Origin of the sequence: Zophobihabitans entericus (assembly GCF_011745665.1) — a bacterium.
In the GTDB taxonomy this organism is placed as follows: Bacteria; Pseudomonadota; Gammaproteobacteria; order Enterobacterales; family Orbaceae; genus Zophobihabitans; species Zophobihabitans entericus.
Genome location: NZ_CP050253.1, coordinates 387,734 through 408,641, shown reverse-complemented (window position 1 = coordinate 408,641; position 20,908 = coordinate 387,734). Strand labels below are relative to the sequence as shown.

The window sequence follows — 20,908 nt, the reverse complement described above, 5'->3', positions numbered from 1 at the left end:
ATAGAAATTGAATTAAGAGCAAAAAACGCCACTCTCAACCATAAGTTGTTTTGTTGTGCGATAAGCCTCAGCGACCACCCATTCTGGTGACTTCTCCCAATACTCGGGCCTAAATGTTTCAATGGATACCATCCCGGTATAGTTCATCTCTTTCAGGACAGCCAAAAATTGATGTACATTCACAACACCACTATCACAGAAACGCCGTAAGGCTTGAGTAGGTTTATGATCAGGAGAAGCATCACCATTATTGATATGCACGGCATAAATTTTGTCGACATCAACAAGCTTCATAACAGAGAAATCATTGAGTTGGTTGTAGAGATAAAGATTGAAGGCATCAAACACAAGACCAACATTATCTCGACTCACAGCCTGTACAATATCCCAAGCTTGCTCGACGGTTCTCACTGAGCTACGCTCAAAGCCAACCAATTCAAGACATAATTTGATACCATAAGGTTTTGCAATATCCGATAAGCGTTCTAAAATTCGAATACAGTTATTACGCGTATCCTGCCACGATCCGATAAATGGGCCGCCATTTGGATCTCGCTGTAAGGGTGGAACAATGATGAAATATTGCGCCCCAATCTCGTGGGCAATGTCACAACCCCAGATAAAATCATCTAACAAGATTTTGTCATCATCTGGACTTTTGCCGGTACAAAAATCAGGAAATGTATACAGTGCATTGAGCGCATGTGGTTTTATCTTACTCGATTGAAAAAACTGCTTTAACTCGCTTACTGAGTGCTGTTTTAGATACTCTTTTAACATATCTAATCGCAATTCTATATAGTCAAAGCCATTCTTCTCACATAAAGCCAGATCGGTTGCTAAGTCTGAACACCCCATAGCCGTTGCTTCGTTATACCCTATTTTCATCGATGCGTTTCCTTCTCTTATTGAGAACGTAATGGGAACTTAATGACGCAGTTTTCTTTTGTGCTACGATATATCGCCTCAATAAGCTCAACTGTGCGTCGACCAGCATCACCATCGATTAAAGGTGCTTTATTTTCAATAATCGAATTTAAAAAATCTTGAATTTGCAATTGATGATAATGGTACATTGAGTCAACACTATTAAATAAATCACTGTCAGCTTGTTGCCACTCTTCACGTTTATCCGCTTCACCAGTGACAGTCCAAATATCATTGTAAGGTGGTTCAGTAATCGACGAGACGCCAGCAATAAACATAGCACCGCCATCAGTTTGTACACCAACAGACGCACCATTATCACCATGAACGTGAACTTTACCGTATAAGGCGGGGTTCTGAGAGTTGCTGACTAAGACTTGGCCAATACCACCATTTTTAAACTTAATAATTGCAACCGCAGTATCATCCACTTCAATGTAAGGATGATTTAAGTTTTTCCAAACACCATACACTTCATCAATCTCTCCCATATACCATAAAAGCAGATCTAATTGATGAGGAGCCTGATTCACTAATACGCCGCCCCCTTCTCCTGTCCACGTACCACGCCATGGATCACTCTCGTAATATGCTTTGTCTCGCCAACCCAACATGGTGACAGAACCTAAAATCGGATTGCCAAGTTTACCGTCATCAATGGCTTTTTTGATTCTCATACAAGGTTCATAAAAACGACGTTGACAAACAGTACCTACTTTCGCCTTTCCTTCTTTTGCCGCAGATAAAATCGCATCACAATCAGCTAAATTAGACGCTAATGGTTTTTCAATTAAGACATGACAACCCATTTTTGCCGCTGGTACAGCCATAGCAGCATGAACCGGGTGAGGCGTACAAATACTGACAACATCAATCTTTTCAGCTGCTATCATTTTTTCTATATCATCGTAAGCTTTGACCCCATATTGTTGGGCAAACTCTTCAGCCCGGGCTAAGTTACGATCACAAACAGCAGTAAATTCTGACTCTTCTAAATTAACAAACGCTTTGGCATGAAAATGCCCAACTTTTCCACACCCCACTAGTGCTGTTTTCATTTTTTTACTCATTTTATTGCCCTTTAATGTTAAGAAAAAATTACCGGTAACATTTTACAAAGGCAATAGTAGCTTACATTTGATTGCTAACTCAATAAAAAAAACATCAAATTTTGATACGCGTCACATTTATAAAGAATAGAAACAAAAACTGATTATTGGACCAAATAATCAATAAAAAACATGAGGTTAAGTTTTTAAGATAAATAAGAAAGAGATAGGATAGGTTCGTGGAATCATCAATACAGCTCAAAACCAAGCCAATATTAGATAGTTCCACCACTCAATATTGATACAGGTAACTCTACGATAGGCTCAGAAACATCCTCACCATTGATTCTCTTTAATAATAGTTTTGCAGCGATTTTACCCATCTCATAACGAGGCGTAAGTACAGAGGCTAATTTAGGAATAAATGCTTGCCCTATCTCATGTCCATGAAATCCGGCAATCGCAATTTGTTTAGGTACTTCAAGACCAAGCGCGCGACATTCCAGTAAAGCACCAATAGCCAAATCATCATTGGTACATAAAACACCATCAGTCGCGGGATCTTCAGTAATGGCTTTATAAAGTAACTGCTTACCTAATGAATATGATGAAGACTCTTTTGTGGCAATTGTTTTAAACGGTAAACCATTATCACGCATGATATCTTCATACGCTTTTTGTCTCAATATGGTTCTGTCATCTTGTCGGGCACTTAAATAAACAATGCGTTCATACCCTTTTTCAAGCATTTTAGCGATCATCTTTTGTGTTGCATCATAGGTATTTATACCCACCGCCATATCTAAACATGGCAAAGAACTATCCATTAATTCCACAGCAGGAATACCAATATTTTTTAACATTTCAATCGTTGTTTTAGTATGGGAGCGCTCACTCATAATAATGCCATCAATATTATAAGATAACAGCGACCGAATCTGGTTCTCTTCCTTTTCAATATCATATGATGTATGTGCTAGCATTGTATGATAGCCATTTTCGTCCATTACGCACTCAATACCATTTAAAACATCAGCAAAGACTTGATTCCTTAAAGAAGGCACCAAAACACCAATAACATAACTTTTTGAATTGGATAACATATTGGGCGCTTTATTAGGGATATAACCTAAGCGAGCGACTTCATTTGATATTTTAGTGCGGTACTTATTCGAAACAGAACTGGGATCACGTAGAAAACGACTCACAGTCATTTTACTTACACCCGCAGCACTTGCTATATCTAGTAATGTTGCTCGAACTTGTTTCATCAAACGCCAGCCTTAAAAAAGATAATCACTTGTTACCATATTTTGATCGGTATCCCATCTACTTTTAGTCAGCATAATATAATATTTGTAACACTGAATAAACTTAGATAATACTATAAAGCGTTAGACATAAAAAAACTAGCAATTAAGCTGATATCCTTTTTTAACTTGATTTGGGGTAATGTCAGTTGAACTCAGTTGAGTAAGAAAACAGCTTGAAAAGTGGATGTAAAAAACTTTAGACATAAAAAAACCAGCTTTCGCTGGTGTTCTTTTTTGAAATTGGTGCCCGGACGCGGAATCGAACCACGGACACGGGGATTTTCAATCCCCTGCTCTACCGACTGAGCTATCCGGGCAACACAATGGATGTGTATTAAACCCGATCGCATGCCTCTCGTCAATCCCTTTTCATGATTATTTGAGAAATTTTTTATCTTTTGATTGAAAAATAGATAATCAACCCAAATATTGATTAATAATTGTCCTTTTATTATCAGGAAAACCATTATGCTGGCTTGGCTACCACTCGTAATTCTGTTCATTTACGCTTATGTTGAGATCAATGTCTTTATTGCTGTTGCAGATGTAACGGGCGTCTTTTTTGCTTTAATTTGTATCATCGCTACTTCAATCATTGGTTTATCTCTTGTCGCCTCACAAGGGATTAAAAACTTCATGCAAATGCAGCAAAAAATGCAGATGGGAGAAAATGCGACGCCAGAGCTAATGCGCAGTGTTTCTTTACTATTTGCCGGATTCTTTTTACTGATTCCAGGTTTTATTACTGACTTAATCGGTATCTTTTTACTGTTGCCACCAACGCGTGCGTTAATGAGTAAATATGTAATGCCAAGATTTTCGGTCTCTACTCGTTTTTATAGTTCAGGTTCTGCCTATCAAAGACCATCAAATAATCAACAAGATGTGATTGAAGGTGAGTTTTCACGCAAAGATGATGAATAAATAATCAACTAAACATTTTTTTGTCTGCCAAGACTTGAAGGCAGTCAAAAAAGCCCCATTTAGTTTGCACTACATTATGTCAATGGTGGTAATATCTACCACCTGACTTTATGAATAAAACTCACTAATTAAACAAAATATTTAGTATATAGGAGATTGTTCCAATGAAAATTCGTCCATTGCAAGATCGTGTAATTATCAAGCGTAAAGAAGTTGAATCAAAATCTGCTGGTGGTATTGTGTTAACCGGTTCAGCTGCAGGCAAATCAACACGTGGCGAAGTCCTTGCTGTTGGTAATGGTCGTATTTTAGATAACGGTCAAGTTCAACCGCTTGATGTTAAAGTTGGCGATATCGTCATTTTTAATGAAGGTTATGGCGTTAAAACTGAAAAAATCGACGGTGAAGAAGTATTAATCCTATCAGAAAGCGATATCTTAGCTATCGTTCAAGAATAATTGCATAAATTAAACATATAGAATTCTTAGGAGAATAAGATAATGGCAGCTAAAGACGTTAAATTTGGTAACGACGCACGCATTAAAATGCTTAAAGGTGTAAATATCCTTGCTGATGCAGTAAAAGTGACTTTAGGTCCTAAAGGTCGTAACGTTGTTTTAGACAAATCATTTGGTGCTCCAACCATTACTAAAGACGGTGTTTCTGTTGCACGTGAAATCGAATTAGAAGATAAATTCGAAAACATGGGTGCACAAATGGTTAAAGAAGTGGCATCAAAAGCAAATGATACAGCTGGTGATGGTACAACAACTGCAACTGTTCTGGCTCAGGCTATTGTTAATGAAGGCTTAAAAGCGGTTGCCGCTGGCATGAATCCAATGGATTTAAAACGTGGTATTGATAAAGCAGTTACTGCCGCAGTTGAAGAACTTAAAAAACTTTCTGTTCCATGTTCAGATTCAAAAGCAATCGCACAAGTAGGTACTATTTCAGCTAACTCAGATGAGACTGTTGGTAAGCTAATTGCTGAAGCGATGGAAAAAGTAGGTAAAGAAGGCGTTATCACTGTTGAAGATGGTACAGGCCTTGAAGATGAATTAGATGTTGTTGAAGGTATGCAATTTGACCGTGGTTATTTATCTCCATACTTCATCAACAAGCCAGAAACGGCAACTGTTGAACTAGAAAGTCCATACATCCTATTAGTTGATAAAAAAATCTCTAATATCCGTGAGCTTCTGCCAGTTCTTGAAGGTGTAGCTAAAGCAGGTAAATCACTACTGATCGTTGCTGAAGACGTTGAAGGTGAAGCACTAGCAACACTCGTTGTGAACACAATGCGCGGCATCGTGAAAGTGGCTGCTGTTAAAGCACCTGGTTTTGGTGATCGTCGTAAAGCAATGTTACAAGACATCGCAATCTTAACTGCTGGTACTGTGATTTCTGAAGAGATTGGTCTTGAGCTTGAAAAAGCAACGCTTGAAGATTTAGGTCAGGCTAAACGTGTTGTAATCAATAAAGACAACACAACTATCATCGATGGTATTGGCGATCAAAAACTTATCGAAGGCCGCGTAACGCAAATTCGTCAGCAAATCGAAGAAGCAACATCAGACTACGATAAAGAGAAACTTCAAGAACGTTTAGCTAAACTAGCTGGTGGTGTTGCAGTGATCAAAGTCGGTGCAGCAACTGAAGTTGAAATGAAAGAGAAGAAAGCACGTGTTGACGATGCGTTACACGCAACTCGCGCAGCAGTTGAAGAGGGTGTGGTTGCTGGTGGTGGTGTGGCACTTGTTCGTGTTGCTGGTACTCTTGCTAACTTAAAAGCTGATAACGAAGATCAAAACGTAGGTATTAAAGTTGCTCTGCGTGCGATGGAATCCCCACTACGTCAAATCGTGACTAACTGTGGTGAAGAAGCTTCTGTTGTTGCTAACGCAGTTAAAGCAGGCAAAGGTAACTACGGTTATAACGCTTCAACTGAAGAGTATGGCGATATGATTGCAATGGGTATCTTAGATCCAACTAAAGTAACTCGTTCAGCATTACAATACGCAGCATCTGTTGCAGGTCTGATGATTACAACTGAATGTATGATTACAGATCTTCCTAAAGATGATAAAGTAGACCTGGGCGGCGCTGGTGGTATGGGTGGCGGCATGGGTGGCATGGGAATGATGTAATTCCTGATTGCTACTGTTTGTTTAGGAACAATAAAAAAGAGCGGTTATCCGCTCTTTTTTATTACTTATAAATCAATGACTTAATGAAATAAAACTGCTTATTAATCAATAGGTTATGATTTTAAGCATTTATAGATTAATCGCTCATCAGTAACTACTAATCACAGTATAGATACCAATAAAAATAAGTACTAAGCCACCAATCAGCTCTGCTCGTTTACCAATTAAATCACCTAAACGAGTCCCAAGCATCACACCAATAGTCACCATAATCATGGTTGCACAGCCAATTAGTATGGCTGCTACAATAATATTTACGCTGGCAAAAGCGAAGCTAATCCCGACAGCAAAGGCATCAATACTGGTTGAAATCGCCGTTAAAACAAGTAAAAAGAAAGTTTTCTTATTGGGAGCAGGTTCATCATCACAACAGCAACTATCATCAAAGCTATTGCGGATCATACGAATCCCAAGAAACAGCATTAAAGCCAGAATAATCCAGTGATCCCATTGCGAGATATAATCGACTACTGCCGAGCCAAGTAACCAGCCCAAAACAGGAGTGATCGCCTCTACCACACCAAATAAGATCCCGATTTTAATCGCATCGATGAAACGAGGCGTTTTCATTGAGACGCCTTTACAAATAGCAATAGCAAATGCATCTGTTGCCATTGCAAAAGCGACCAATATGAGTGAGAAAATACTCATAATATTGTTTCCGACATTGCTCTATGTTGATTATTATTTATTATCGTTGTTATATTTATTGTACTTACAGAACAGATAATAAATCCTGTGCGACTTGAGGTTGTCCCATTTGTCGATATTGTTCAGCTATTTCTGTTAATTGTTGTTTTTTAGCCGGGTTGTAGCTTATCAGTTGAGTAAAATAAGGCTTTGCTGTTGCTTTATCACCATTTTCAATAGCGCATAATCCTGCCCTTTCAAGCCCTTCTTCCCGCCACTGATACTGCTTAAGCGCCAGACTCTTATTAAACTGCTCCATGGCCTGTGCGTAACGATCAGTTGAACATAAGAAAGCACCATAATGAATCAGTAAAATCTCCTGATCTTTACCGCTATCAAGCAGAGCCAGAATACGCTGCTCAGCGATATCATATTCCCCAATTTGCTGTTCATAAATCGCCATGCCCAGCTGAACATCACGATTATTTGGATCATATTGCATAGCCAAAGCCAAATTTTGATAGGCTTCTGGTTTATCTCCCTGCGCTAAATAAGCCAGCCCCAGCTTTAAACGTGCCTGAGCAGCACGCTCTTTATCAAAATCAGCGGGTTCCATCGACTGGCAACCGAGTAAGCTGCCTAAGAATAAAACAATCATTGTCCACTTGATTAAGCGCATATTGAAGCTCCTGTATATCATGAGCGTTGCATGACTGGAATTCTGTTTTTCACCATTGTTGAATTCATTTGGGTACGTTTAGTTCTGTCGATAACGTCACCAGCCAGCTGTCCGCAGGCAGCATCAATATCATCACCACGGGTTTTACGTACGATAACGGTATAGCCATATTCCATTAATGTTTTCATAAAGCGGTCAATGCGGGTATTAGAACTACGATCATAAGGCGCACCCGGGAACGGATTCCACGGGATCAGATTGATCTTACATGGTGTGTTTTTTAATTTTTCGGCTAATTCTTTAGCGTGCTCAACACCATCATTAACATGATTTAGTAATACGTATTCAATCGTCACTTTACCGTGATTTGCATTAGATTTTGCCAAATAACGATTCACCGAATCCAGTAATAAATCCATATTATATTTATCATTGATCGGCATAATCTGACTACGAATCGTATCATTTGGCGCATGGAGAGATATTGCCAGAGCAACATCGATCTGTTCCGCCAGCTTATCAAGCGCCGGTACAACGCCAGAAGTAGATAATGTCACACGGCGTTTAGACAAACCATAGCCAAAATCATCCAGCATAATTTCCATCGCGGGTACCACGTTGGACAGATTAAGTAATGGCTCACCCATCCCCATCATTACTACGTTGGTGATAGGACGCTGCCCGGTAACACCAGTATTACCAATGACTTTAGATGCGCGCCAGACTTGACCAATAATTTCAGACACACGCAGGTTACGATTAAAGCCTTGTTGAGCCGTTGAACAAAATTTACATTCCAAAGCACAGCCAACTTGTGAAGAAACACATAACGTTGCGCGATCACGTTCAGGAATATAGACGGCCTCAATTTGCTGATTACCATCAACGGTTAATGCCCATTTGATAGTGCCATCACTTGAACGCTGTTCAACAGCAATCTCAGGTGCTTTAATAACGGCAATTTCTTTTAATTGTTCACGGAGTTTTTTATTAATATCCGTCATCTGATCAAAATCATCACAGCCAAAATGGTAGATCCATTTCATAATTTGGTCGGCACGGAATGGCTTTTCACCAAGCGATATGAAGAGCTCGCGTAGTGCCGGGCGATTAAGATCAAGTAAGTTAATTTTTTCTTTTACAGGTGTTGTTGCAAGATGTGACATATACAGTGCCTCGTTATTACACATTATGGCAGAAAACAGAAGGCTGATTATACGGATTTAATTATCAGTCGGCTAGTAGAATTCGTGATTAAAAAGAAACTTTACGAGTCTTCCCGCAAAATTAGGTATAATCTATCTGACATGAGATAAACTATTAATCGATTATGAAAAAATATATTTTAACTTTACTGCTAACTATTTCTTTTTATTCTATGAGCACACAACAAGTTATTCAGTTAGATGAATTAATCGGACAATTTAATGAAAAGAGCCATCCAAATTATGTAGCTCTAGACTCAACGATTTTACCGGTTAATAAAACAGGTATGTATTTACAAAAAGAACCATTGAATAAGCTGATTGAAGCTTATCACGCTTTTAAAGCGGCTCATCCCAATATCCCTTTTGTGATTGTCAGTGCAACACGTAACTACACTTACCAAAATGGTATTTGGCAGCGTAAATGGAATAGTCTCTATCCTAAATATAATAATGCAACGCAAACAGCAGCAGATATTTTACAATATTCGTCAATGCCAGGCTCATCACGCCATCACTGGGGAACTGATGTAGATATTACCAGCGTATCTTCCAGTTATTTCCAGCAAGATCCGAAGGGTAAAATTCTTTATCAATGGTTAGTGGAAAATATGCCTAAATACGGTTTTTGCCAGGCTTTTAATGAAGGGCGTGACGCTGGTTACTTACCTGAAGAGTGGCACTGGTCTTACAGGCCTATCGCAAAGCAATATATTGCCAGATATAAATATCTCCTTGAGACACAGCCGGAAGTGATTATTAATAAATTAAATTTTGCCGGTCATAAAGAGTTAGATTTAAAAACCCTGCTGGGACAATACGTACTTTCGGTTAATACAGATTGCTACTAGTCACTCCAGTATGGAATTTTAATCGTGACTTGTAAGCCACCGGAACTAATATTTGTAGCCTGAATTGTGCCATTGTGTGCCTGAACAGTTTTGCGTGCAATGGCCAGCCCCAGTCCATAACCTTTAGCGATATTTGGGGTCGGAATACGAACAAACGGCTCAAAAATACGTGATAGTTTGCTCTCTTCAACACCCGGTCCCTGATCTTTAACATCAATTTGTAAGAACTTGCCGATTTCTTTTAATGAAATAGAGACTTTATTACCACGATTAGAATACTTCATAGCATTACGAATAATATTTTCAATTGCCCGCCGAATTTGCTCCGCATTACCTTTAATAATTGAATGCTTTATGAGTGGTGAGGCCTCAAATTTGACTTTAATATTTTGTGTCTGACCTTCATAAGAAGCATCACTGACCACAATAATTAATAAGTCTTTCAGGTCAAAATATTCATCCAGACGGTCTTCAATCTGAGAACGGGAAAACGACAATATTTCACCAATAAGTCGATCAAGTCTTTGTGATTCCAGTTCAATCCGCTGTAATGAACTTTCAATATTCTGTTTATTTTGTTGGGCTAAACCGATTGCAAGTTGTAAACGTGCCAATGGTGTTCTAAGTTCATGAGAGACATCGTCGAGTAACATTTGTCTTTCTGTCATGAGAATATGTAAGTGCTCAACCATCAGATCAAAATCACGCGCTACGTCACTAAGCTCATCATGGCGACGACGTAATTTAGAAAACAGCCTCACAGAAAGATCACCCTGAGCAACGCGAGAAAAACCACGTTGCAGAACTTTTAAAGGTCGTGTTAAGTTCCAGGTGAGTAAAACACTAAAAATTAATCCACTGAATCCGCCCATCAGTATTAAAGGTATGGGCATATTAAAGAGTAACTGGCTTTTTTTATTATCACCAATATCAGCAAAAGCCACCAAATAAGTCACCCCATCTGGTGATGTCGCCGCTTGTTTATAATCATAAAAAAGATAATTATCTTCCCAAAACTGTTTTTGAGTTTCTTCCAGAGGAATTAACAGAATATCATAATAATAACGCTCAGGTTCTGGCAGGCTGGCAATAAAACGATCAGCTTCTTCAGTACCTGAGAGGTGGATTAATTGAGAGATAATCTGAATTTTAGTAGAAACATGAAACTCTTCACGATTCTTTTCAACATAGATATAAAATAGTGTCCATGTGGTTTGGAAGGCGATCACGAAGATCACCCAGAATGTTAACAGGATCTTCCAAAACAGGCGTCTACTCATAACATTAACTCACGCGTATTAGTGAGAACAATATTAACGAATTCTATAGCCAACAGCTCGAATTGTTTCTATAGAAATTGCACCATTAGTAATCTGAGACAATTTTTGACGAATATTACTAATATGAACATCTACACTACGATCATACAATTCCCTGGTACGCCCAAGACCTTGTTCAGATAACTCTTCTTTAGTGACCACACGATCGCTGTTTTTCAACAATAATGCCAACAAATTAAATTCAGTTGAAGTCAGATCAATAGGTTTGTCATCCCATAAACATAAACGCTGTGGAACATCCAAAACTAAGCCTTTATAAAAGAACTTTTTACTGTCGCTCGTTGAAGTCGTTTCAGAAGCGGGTTCATCCAAACGACGCAAAACAGCTCGAAGTCTGGCAAGCAGCTCTCTTGGGTAACAAGGTTTGGGGATATAATCATCAGCGCCAAGTTCAAGACCGAGGACTCGATCAATATTGTCGCCTTTGGCTGTTAACATAATGACGGGAAGGTGACTAGTTTTACGAATTTGCTTTAAAACATCAATACCACTTATATCCGGTAGCATGATATCAAGAATAATTGCTTTATATTTGTTAGAGAGCGCTTCTTCGATTCCCTGATAACCTGTATTCACAACTTTTACATTAAAACTTTCATTCGTTAAATACTCACCTAACATTTGAGATAGCTCTACGTCATCATCAATTAATAGAATATTTATCATAATATTTTCTACTTCTTTTATTATATTCAGTTATACAAGCGCCATTATTATTAATAAATAAACAAATGTCAGTCAAATTTACTAAAATCTTACATTCGGCTTAAAATCAAGCAATTATGGCAATTTATGCTTAAATTAAAAAGTAGTTCGATAACATGATCAGAATAGATGAAGTAGTGCAAAAAAGAAACATCTATTTATAATTTTACCTGAATTGGAAGATATATTGTTTTAAGAAAATAGATAAAATAGAACAAGATAGGAGAAGTGGTATATATCCACCGTGTAAAGTGTCACCAGATGAAACCAATATCATACCTGCATCCCACCCCAAATCACAGGCATAAAAAAAGCCCAGTCGCTAAACTGGGCTATTCATAGTTAAAAGCCTGGCTGTTCCCTACTCTCACATGGGGACTCCCCACACTACCATCGGCACCACAACGTTTCACTTCTGAGTTCGGCATGGGATCAGGTGGGACCATTGCGTTATCGCAGCCAGACATATTCCGTCTGTCTCTTCAACATAAAACAAGCTGAGTCATGATACTCTCGATAGCCTGCGCTACCCCATATCAACATAACAAGTCAACCCTCAGCGTCTTCACTTATCGTCAAAAACACCTCAGAGTTGTAAGGTTAAGACTCTCGGTTCATTAGTATTGGTTAGCTCAACACATCGCTGTGCTTACACACCCAACCTATCTACGTCCTGGTCTCGAACGAACCTTACAGTGTCTCCACTGGGAGAACTCATCTCGGGGCTAGTTTCGCGCTTAGATGCTTTCAGCGCTTATCTATTCCGCACGTAGCTACCGGGCAATGCAATTGGCATCACAACCCGAACACCAGTGGTGCGTTCACTTCGGTCCTCTCGTACTAGAAGCAAACCCCCTCAATTCTCCTGCGCCCATGGCAGATAGGGACCGAACTGTCTCACGACGTTCTAAACCCAGCTCGCGTACCACTTTAAACGGCGAACAGCCGTACCCTTGGGACCTACTTCAGCCCCAGGATGTGATGAGCCGACATCGAGGTGCCAAACACCGCCGTCGATATGAACTCTTGGGCGGTATCAGCCTGTTATCCCCGGAGTACCTTTTATCCGTTGAGCGATGGCCCTTCCATTCAGAACCACCGGATCACTATGACCTACTTTCGTACCTGCTCGAACCGTCGCTCTCGCAGTCAAGCTAGCTTATGCCATTGCACTAACCTCCTGATGTCCGACCAGGATTAGCTAACCTTCGTGCTCCTCCGTTACTCTTTGGGAGGAGACCGCCCCAGTCAAACTACCCACCAGACAGTGTCCCTACACGCGATTCAGCATGCTAGGTTAGAACATCAAACATTAAAGGGTGGTATTTCAAGGTCGACTCCATGCAAACTGGCGTTCACACTTCTAAGTCTCCCACCTATCCTACACATTAAGGCTCAATGTTCACTGTCAAGCTATAGTAAAGGTTCACGGGGTCTTTCCGTCTTGCCACGGGTACACCGCATCTTCACGGCGATTTCAATTTCACTGAGTCTCGGGTGGAGACAGCCTGGCCATCATTACGCCATTCGTGCAGGTCGGAACTTACCCGACAAGGAATTTCGCTACCTTAGGACCGTTATAGTTACGGCCGCCGTTTACTGGGGCTTCGATCAAGAGCTTCGCTTACGCTAACCCCATCAATTAACCTTCCAGCACCGGGCAGGCGTCACACCGTATACGTCCACTTTCGTGTTTGCACAGTGCTGTGTTTTTATTAAACAGTTGCAGCCAGCTGGTATCTTCGACTGACTTCACCTCCATCCGCAAGGGACTTCAATTACCATCAGCGTGCCTTCTCCCGAAGTTTCGGCACCATTTTGCCTAGTTCCTTCACCCGAGTTCTCTCAAGCGCCTGAGTATTCTCTACCTGACCACCTGTGTCGGTTTGGGGTACGATTAGTGTATACCTGAAGCTTAGAGGCTTTTCCTGGAAGCAGGGCATCAGTTACTTCAGCACCGTAGTGCCTCGTCATCACGCCTCAGTGTTACAGTGGCCGGATTTGCCTAACCACACACCTACACGCTTAACCCAACATCCGATAGTTGGTAAACCTAGCCTTCTCCGTCCCCCCATCGCAATATACACCAGTACGGGAATATTAACCCGTTTCCCATCGACTACGCCTTTCGGCCTCGCCTTAGGGGTCGACTCACCCTGCCCCGATTAACGTTGGACAGGAACCCTTGGTCTTCCGGCGTGCGGGCTTTTCACCCGCATTATCGTTACTTATGTCAGCATTCGCACTTCTGATACCTCCAGCAAACCTCTCGATTCACCTTCGCAGGCTTACAGAACGCTCCCCTACCCAATATACTTACGTATACTGCCGCAGCTTCGGTGCATAGTTTAGCCCCGTTACATCTTCCGCGCAGGCCGACTCGACTAGTGAGCTATTACGCTTTCTTTAAATGATGGCTGCTTCTAAGCCAACATCCTAGCTGTCTAAGCCTTCCCACTTCGTTTCCCACTTAACTATGACTTTGGGACCTTAGCTGGCGGTCTGGGTTGTTTCCCTCTTCACGACGAACGTTAGCACCCGCCGTGTGTCTCCCATGCTAAAACTCATCGGTATTCGGAGTTTGCATCGAGTTGGTAATCCGGGATGGACCCCTAGTCGAAACAGTGCTCTACCCCCAATGGTTATACATGAGGCGCTACCTAAATAGCTTTCGGGGAGAACCAGCTATCTCCCGGTTTGATTGGCCTTTCACCCCCAGCCACAAGTCATCCGCTAATTTTTCAACATTAGTCGGTTCGGTCCTCCAGTTAGTGTTAACCAACCTTCAACCTGCCCATGGCTAGATCACCGGGTTTCGGGTCTATACCCTGCAACTTAACGCCCAGTTAAGACTCGGTTTCCCTTCGGCTCCCCTATTCGGTTAACCTTGCTACAGAATATAAGTCGCTGACCCATTATACAAAAGGTACGCAGTCACCACTACCCAACGGTAGCAGCTCCCACTGCTTGTACGTACACGGTTTCAGGTTCTCTTTCACTCCCCTCGCCGGGGTTCTTTTCGCCTTTCCCTCACGGTACTGGTTCACTATCGGTCAATCAGGAGTATTTAGCCTTGGAGGATGGTCCCCCCATCTTCAGACAGGATATCACGTGTCCCGCCCTACTCTTCAAGCTTCCATATGCTACATTTTTGTGTACGGGACTATCACCCTCTGTCGTGCGACTTTCCAGACGCTTCCACTAACATAACATACTACCCGCTTTGGGCTCCTCCCCGTTCGCTCGCCGCTACTGGGGGAATCTCGGTTGATTTCTTTTCCTCGGGGTACTTAGATGTTTCAGTTCTCCCGGTTTGCCTCCTTAACCTATGTATTCAGTTAAGGATAGTGTATAAAATACACTGGGTTTCCCCATTCGGACATCAACGGCTATAGCGCCTTTTATCGGCTCACCGTCGCTTTTCGCAGATTAACACGTCCTTCTTCGCCTCTGATTGCCTAGGCATCCACCGTGTACGCTTAATTTCTTAACCTTACAACTCTTAGATGTCTCTAACAGCTATAAGTCTTCTCTCTTACTCTGTCATACCGCACGTATCAATAAAAATACCAATACACACCGCACAACCAGCTCGAGAACTCGTTATTTTTTCAGCTTGTTCCATATTGTTAAAGAGCAATTATCTCATAACACACTCATACATCTTTATTCATGCATAATGTGCTTTGAGATAAGTTTGAAAGAGAGATAAAAACGGAAATGGATGGTGGAGCTAAGCGGGATCGAACCGCTGGCCTCCTGCGTGCAAGGCAGGCGCTCTCCCAGCTGAGCTATAGCCCCTTTTCACGTCAGTTTGTCACTTTACTGTTATTGCGTTCGCTTTTATGTTGTCGCGTTGCATCTCCAATTCACTTAACCACCAGGGATAAATGGAATTGGTGGGTCTGAGTGGACTTGAACCACCGACCTCACCCTTATCAGGGGTGCGCTCTAACCACCTGAGCTACAGACCCAATAAAGTGATTTCTCTTTCTTCTGTTAAACAAACAATCTGTGTGAACACTTACAGAAACTCGTAGTAAGGAGGTGATCCAACCGCAGGTTCCCCTACGGTTACCTTGTTACGACTTCACCCCAGTCATGAATCACAAAGTGGTAAGCGCCCTCCTTACGGTTAAGCTACCTACTTCTTTTGCAACCCACTCCCATGGTGTGACGGGCGGTGTGTACAAGGCCCGGGAACGTATTCACCGTAGCATTCTGATCTACGATTACTAGCGATTCCGACTTCATGGAGTCGAGTTGCAGACTCCAATCCGGACTTAGACGCACTTTATGAGGTCCGCTTACTCTCGCAAGTTCGCTTCTCTTTGTATGCGCCATTGTAGCACGTGTGTAGCCCTGGTCGTAAGGGCCATGATGACTTGACGTCATCCCCACCTTCCTCCGCTTTATCAACGGCAGTCTCCTTTGAGTTCCCACCATTACGTGCTGGCAACAAAGGATAGGGGTTGCGCTCGTTGCGGGACTTAACCCAACATTTCACAACACGAGCTGACGACAGCCATGCAGCACCTGTCTCATAGCTCCCGAAGGCACCAAAGCATCTCTGCTAAGTTCTATGGATGTCAAGACCAGGTAAGGTTCTTCGCGTTGCATCGAATTAAACCACATGCTCCACCGCTTGTGCGGGCCCCCGTCAATTCATTTGAGTTTTAACCTTGCGGCCGTACTCCCCAGGCGGTCAATTTATCGCGTTAGCTTCGGAGCCCACCACTCAAGGCAGCAAACTCCAAATTGACATCGTTTACAGCGTGGACTACCAGGGTATCTAATCCTGTTTGCTCCCCACGCTTTCGCATCTCAGCGTCAGTATCTGACCAGAAGGCCGCCTTCGCCACCGGTATTCCTCCACATCTCTACGCATTTCACCGCTACACATGGAATTCTACCTTCCTCTTCAGTACTCTAGACCACCAGTTTTAAGTGCAATTCCCAGGTTGAGCCCGGGGCTTTCACACCTAACTTAATGACCCACCTACATGCCCTTTACGCCCAGTCATTCCGATTAACGCTCGCACCCTCCGTATTACCGCGGCTGCTGGCACGGAGTTAGCCGGTGCTTCTTCTGTGAGTAACGTCAATGTGTACACCTATTAGATATACACCCTTCCTCCTCACCGAAAGTACTTTACAACCCGAAGGCCTTCTTCATACACGCGGCATGGCTGCATCAGGGTTTCCCCCATTGTGCAATATTCCCCACTGCTGCCTCCCGTAGGAGTCTGGACCGTGTCTCAGTTCCAGTGTGGCTGGTCATCCTCTCAGACCAGCTAGAGATCGTCGCCTAGGTGAGCCATTACCTCACCTACTAGCTAATCCCATATGGGTTCATCAGATGGCACATGGCCCGAAGGTCCCATGCTTTGGTCTTGCGACATTATACGGTATTAGCAGTCGTTTCCAACTGTTGTCCCCTTCCATCCGGCAGATCCCCATACATTACTCACCCGTCCGCCACTCGTCAGCAAGAGCAAGCTCCTCTGTTACCGTTCGACTTGCATGTGTTAAGCCTGCCGCCAGCGTTCAATCTGAGCCATGATCAAACTCTTCAATTTAAAGTTTGATGCTCAATGAATGTTGACATAAATTTCATTTCAAATGATTCTTGTGTCACTCATCAAGACTTAATTTTTAAGTCCGTAGACTATATTTTTCGTCCTGTAAGTGCCCACACAGATTGTCTGTTCAAGTTTTTAAAGAGCTGACAGCTGATTCAAAGTCTTCTCAACTTTCGCTGTCCAAGGGCTGCGTATACTACGCCTTACCCTTTTTTATGTCAATACTGTTTTCAAGAGAAAGTAGTAAATAAATTTCAATTGAACATTATTTCCACAAATCTATTAAATTTCCCTCATTTAATAAGTTATGTTACGCACAAAGAAATCTATCAATTCCCTAAGAATATGCACTATCAGACGAGTCTTTATAATGAGATAAGAACCAGGTTACTGCTAGTAAATCAGCACTACCGCCGGGACTGAGATTGCGCTCAATCATGGCAACATCTAATTCCTGCCACTGTTTATGATTGTCAGAATTTAACATGCCACCCTGTTGAATCAGTCCTCTGGCGCTTTGTTGCAGAAACTGTAATCCGGCAAGCCCACCACGTGATACAACATTCGTATCGTTATTATAAGCAAATAAATGGAGCAGCGTTTCAGATAAAACCATTTCTTCGTCATATCCTTTAGCTTTTGCCTTAATATAAGTTGGTAGTGCAATCTCTCTTATTGTAGCATAACCACTAGCAGCCTCTCCTCTTGCTCCAGTGAAGCCAAACTGTTTGAACAGACGTTCTCCGACAGTATTTACTTTCACGGTTTGATTAAGTTCTTTTTCAACAAGGCCTGTACATACTGATGCCACTTCATCACAAATTGACGTGACATTCACTTTTTTCTGTTGTTGATCCAGACGACCAATAACGGAGCAGAATAAGCCAAAGGCAAAAATTGCGCCTTTATGGGTATTAACACCTTTAGTCGCATTAAACATCGCTTGCTCACAGGCAATGCCGACAGGTCGAATTTTAGCCAGAAAATCAGTGACAGGGATATCTGCGTATTGCTTACCGGTATAATAAAATTGATCGAAAAAGGGAATAATTGCGTTAATACTGGATAAGAACAATCCATAATCCATATCTTTATGAGCACCGGAATTATTGCGATCAACCAGTCCTGGTTTGGGCGTTAAGTCAACTTCTCTCTGCAGAGCTTGCCCGGTAAGTTGGGCCGGAGAGGAGGTTAAAACGACTGAAGGAGAGAGCTCTAAAGATTGTTTATTAGTCATTTATATTCACTCATTTTAACAAACCCGTATAAATAACTTATCGATTCTATAATAGTATCAATCAACATTCACTGAAATGTTAATTAAACCTTGTGTCTGATCGTTAACTTAAGAGTAATAAAAATTGTTCAATAATGTTAACTCAAACTCAATTTATCTTTCATTTATTGACTAAGATATAACAACTTATTTAAATTACTCATTAAATAAGTGAAGTTAGTTTTATTACTGTATTTATTGTCCAGCAGAGGGCTCTATGATTGATAGCGAAATCACTTTCCGTAAATTAGAAATATTTCTAGCTTATATGGAAAAACAAAATATTGCACGAAGTGCAGAACAACTTGGCTTAAGCCCAGTTAGTGTGCACCGCGCTTTGCATTCTCTTGAAGAAGGACTGCGCTGCCCTCTGTTTGTCCATAAAGGACGTAACCTTCTACCGATGGATAGTGCCACTGTACTTGCTGATTATAGTAGAAATATCTTAGAGTTGATGGAACGTGGAATTCAGGCAACTCGTGCTTCTGCCGGTTTTGGGCAAATGTCACTACGCTTAGGTTGCTTATATTCACTCATGCTACAAACTGTACCAACAATTATGAGTAATATGAAAGCTCGCCGGCCTAATACCGAAATTAAACTGATTATGGGTTCCAATCAGGAACTATTAACAAAGCTGGATGAACAACAGCTTGATGCTGTACTAATTCATCAACCACGATCGACATTTGATCATCAGCGTTATGAGAGTCTGCCACTTTTAGAAGATGAAATCTTTCTGGCCGCCCCAATCAATTCAGCACTGTCACCGGATGAATCCGTTGACCTTCGTAATCTTAAACATGAATCATTTGTGGCGCTCACTGAAGGCTTTGGCTCCTATTATGAGTTACAGGAGTGTTTCCGTATCGCTGGATTTGAGCCCAAAATTGCCGTACAGGTGCATGATATATTCTCTATGTTGAGTTTAGTACAGGCAGGTGTAGGTTATGCACTTATTCCAGGAAGAATGAGAAAGGTATATGAAAATAATGTTCGATTACTACCGCTGAATCAGGAATACCGAGCCAAACAAAAAATTATTCTGGCTTTTTTACGTAACCGCGAACACGATCCAAATCTTTTAGCGTTAACCGCTGAATGTCGAATGTACGCCAGAACTATGGCACAACAATAAGTTAAAAGTACGACTTAAATTAACGCGTATTGATTAATACGCGTTAATTAGTAAAAATGATCAGTGAGTTGCTTTCTTAGGCTCTCTGATTAATAAACTAATCACAATCAGAATAACCCCAACCCACTGTAGAATCGAAACACTCTCATGGAGTAAAAACATGGCTGCAATAATAGCAACCGGAAGTTCCAGAGCACTTAACATAGCGCTAATTGTCGCCCCTACTTTTGGAATACCAATAGCAAAAAAGACAATCGGGATACAATACCCAAATAAAGCCAAAATAGAGCTATGCGTTAATGTTATTGCAAGAGATGCCTGACCTTCAATTTGCGGGTTAGACATAATATCTGGCACAGTAATGATGATCGTAAAAATCAATGAACCTACCATGATATAAAATGCTCTTAATGACCAGTGTAAATCTGCCTGAATGTGCTCATTAGCAAAAATATAAAAACCAAAACAACTAGCACATAATAAGCCAAATACAACGCCCACTATTGATAAATGAATTGCCTCACCACTACCGATAATATTGGTCGCAAATACAGTACCAATTAAAATCAGTACAATGGCAAAGACCTTGGTCTTACTTGGTATCTGCCGACAATAAACGGCATTGATGACAATCGCAATCCAGGTGAACTGAAATTGCAACAATACCGCCATTGATGCAGATAAATTCTCCACCGCTTTAGAAAAAGTAAATGCTGTTGCTCCCAGAAATAAGCCCACAATAACTAAAGGTAAACACTGCCTTAGATTAAAATAGACGTTTTTTTTGATAAAAATAATTAAAGCAAAAAAGATAACTGCGATGGTTGCGCCAATTAATAATAAGTAACTTGTGTTGACATGATCATTAAGGGCAAATTTGAAGATAATTGAAAGTAAACCGTTACACGCGGCTGCAAATGCAACCATAAAAACATATTTGATTATTGAGTTCATCACATACCTGCTCTTACTCTAACGATACAATCTACAGTTGATCGAAAATAGAGAGCCACACCTAATAAATAGGATTTAATAAATTAAAATATTTAGATATTCACAACCATATCGGCAAAGAGTGCAGT

General features: G+C 41.2%; 15 protein-coding genes, 3 tRNA genes and 3 rRNA genes. 5 read left to right on the top strand and 16 right to left on the bottom strand.

The window, feature by feature from the left end; genetic code table 11:
• Positions 1 to 12 precede the first annotated feature (12 nt).
• From IPMB12_RS01890 to IPMB12_RS01875, 4 genes are all read right to left on the bottom strand, one after another.
• Complete coding sequence (locus IPMB12_RS01890) at positions 13 to 888, bottom strand: sugar phosphate isomerase/epimerase family protein (RefSeq protein ID WP_166914399.1); 876 nt, start codon at positions 886 to 888, stop codon at positions 13 to 15.
• A gap of 17 nt (positions 889 to 905) precedes the next feature.
• A complete protein-coding gene (locus tag IPMB12_RS01885; RefSeq protein WP_166914397.1) occupies positions 906 to 1,997 on the bottom strand; it encodes a Gfo/Idh/MocA family protein in 1,092 nt (363 codons plus the stop codon).
• 254 nt (positions 1,998 to 2,251) lie between these two features.
• Complete coding sequence (locus IPMB12_RS01880) at positions 2,252 to 3,247, bottom strand: substrate-binding domain-containing protein (RefSeq protein ID WP_166914395.1); 996 nt, start codon at positions 3,245 to 3,247, stop codon at positions 2,252 to 2,254.
• A 283-nt stretch (positions 3,248 to 3,530) separates the two neighbouring features.
• Positions 3,531 to 3,606, bottom strand: a tRNA-Phe gene (locus tag IPMB12_RS01875).
• A gap of 151 nt (positions 3,607 to 3,757) precedes the next feature.
• Here IPMB12_RS01875 and IPMB12_RS01870 point away from each other — a divergent pair.
• From IPMB12_RS01870 to groL, 3 genes are all read left to right on the top strand, one after another.
• Entirely contained in the window at positions 3,758 to 4,213 is a 456-nt protein-coding gene (locus tag IPMB12_RS01870) for an FxsA family protein (RefSeq protein ID WP_166914393.1), read from the top strand.
• A 164-nt stretch (positions 4,214 to 4,377) separates the two neighbouring features.
• Positions 4,378 to 4,671 (top strand): co-chaperone GroES, encoded by a 294-nt coding sequence (locus IPMB12_RS01865; RefSeq protein ID WP_166914390.1) that lies wholly within the window; start codon positions 4,378 to 4,380, stop codon positions 4,669 to 4,671.
• Between the two features lie 42 nt (positions 4,672 to 4,713).
• Positions 4,714 to 6,360 (top strand): chaperonin GroEL, encoded by a 1,647-nt coding sequence (gene groL, locus IPMB12_RS01860; RefSeq protein ID WP_166914388.1) that lies wholly within the window; start codon positions 4,714 to 4,716, stop codon positions 6,358 to 6,360.
• A 147-nt stretch (positions 6,361 to 6,507) separates the two neighbouring features.
• On the opposite strand, the gene IPMB12_RS01855 is transcribed toward groL, so the two are convergent.
• The 3 genes from IPMB12_RS01855 to IPMB12_RS01845 all read right to left on the bottom strand — a co-directional run bounded on the left by IPMB12_RS01855 (position 6,508) and on the right by IPMB12_RS01845 (position 8,919).
• Positions 6,508 to 7,071 (bottom strand): manganese efflux pump MntP, encoded by a 564-nt coding sequence (locus IPMB12_RS01855; protein WP_166914386.1) that lies wholly within the window; start codon positions 7,069 to 7,071, stop codon positions 6,508 to 6,510.
• 64 nt (positions 7,072 to 7,135) lie between these two features.
• Complete coding sequence (locus IPMB12_RS01850; protein ID WP_166914384.1) at positions 7,136 to 7,729, bottom strand: tetratricopeptide repeat protein; 594 nt, start codon at positions 7,727 to 7,729, stop codon at positions 7,136 to 7,138.
• Positions 7,730 to 7,746: 17 nt separating this feature from the next.
• Positions 7,747 to 8,919: a bifunctional tRNA (adenosine(37)-C2)-methyltransferase TrmG/ribosomal RNA large subunit methyltransferase RlmN gene (locus IPMB12_RS01845; protein WP_166914382.1), complete on the bottom strand. Its 1,173-nt coding sequence runs from the start codon at positions 8,917 to 8,919 to the stop codon at positions 7,747 to 7,749.
• Positions 8,920 to 9,059: 140 nt separating this feature from the next.
• On the opposite strand from IPMB12_RS01845, the gene IPMB12_RS01840 reads away from it, so the two are divergent.
• Positions 9,060 to 9,785, top strand: coding sequence for a M15 family metallopeptidase (locus IPMB12_RS01840; protein WP_166914380.1), 726 nt, complete (start codon positions 9,060 to 9,062; stop codon positions 9,783 to 9,785).
• On the opposite strand, the gene IPMB12_RS01835 is transcribed toward IPMB12_RS01840, so the two are convergent.
• The 8 genes from IPMB12_RS01835 to citG form a co-directional block, all read right to left on the bottom strand.
• Entirely contained in the window at positions 9,782 to 11,065 is a 1,284-nt protein-coding gene (locus IPMB12_RS01835; RefSeq protein ID WP_166914378.1) for an ATP-binding protein, read from the bottom strand. The two genes, IPMB12_RS01840 and IPMB12_RS01835, sit on opposite strands and share 4 nt — an antisense overlap.
• A 33-nt stretch (positions 11,066 to 11,098) precedes the next feature.
• Positions 11,099 to 11,788 carry a response regulator transcription factor gene (locus IPMB12_RS01830; RefSeq protein WP_166917657.1) on the bottom strand — a complete coding sequence of 230 codons (690 nt, stop codon included), beginning with the start codon at positions 11,786 to 11,788 and terminating at the stop codon, positions 11,099 to 11,101.
• Positions 11,789 to 12,178: 390 nt separating this feature from the next.
• Positions 12,179 to 12,294, bottom strand: a 5S ribosomal RNA gene (rrf, locus tag IPMB12_RS01825).
• Positions 12,295 to 12,426: 132 nt separating this feature from the next.
• A 23S ribosomal RNA gene (locus IPMB12_RS01820) occupies positions 12,427 to 15,323 on the bottom strand.
• A 232-nt stretch (positions 15,324 to 15,555) separates the two neighbouring features.
• A tRNA-Ala gene (locus IPMB12_RS01815) sits at positions 15,556 to 15,631 on the bottom strand.
• Positions 15,632 to 15,727: 96 nt separating this feature from the next.
• Positions 15,728 to 15,804 (bottom strand) — tRNA-Ile (locus IPMB12_RS01810).
• A 66-nt stretch (positions 15,805 to 15,870) separates the two neighbouring features.
• Positions 15,871 to 17,409: ribosomal RNA gene (locus IPMB12_RS01805) — 16S ribosomal RNA — on the bottom strand.
• Together the 16S, 23S and 5S rRNA genes with 2 tRNA genes alongside form the textbook arrangement of a ribosomal RNA operon.
• A 340-nt stretch (positions 17,410 to 17,749) precedes the next feature.
• On the bottom strand, positions 17,750 to 18,649 hold the full coding sequence (citG, locus tag IPMB12_RS01800) for a triphosphoribosyl-dephospho-CoA synthase CitG (RefSeq protein ID WP_166914376.1): 900 nt from the start codon (positions 18,647 to 18,649) through the stop codon (positions 17,750 to 17,752).
• Positions 18,650 to 18,905: 256 nt separating this feature from the next.
• Between citG and IPMB12_RS01795 the strand changes: the two genes are divergently transcribed.
• The gene (locus IPMB12_RS01795; RefSeq protein ID WP_166914374.1) at positions 18,906 to 19,826 is read left to right on the top strand and encodes a LysR family transcriptional regulator; all 921 of its coding nucleotides are present in this window, start codon (positions 18,906 to 18,908) and stop codon (positions 19,824 to 19,826) included.
• Between the two features lie 60 nt (positions 19,827 to 19,886).
• Here the strand turns inward: IPMB12_RS01795 and IPMB12_RS01790 are convergent, their stop codons facing one another.
• Entirely contained in the window at positions 19,887 to 20,780 is an 894-nt protein-coding gene (locus IPMB12_RS01790; protein WP_166914372.1) for an EamA family transporter, read from the bottom strand.
• Between the last annotated feature and the right edge of the window lie 128 nt (positions 20,781 to 20,908).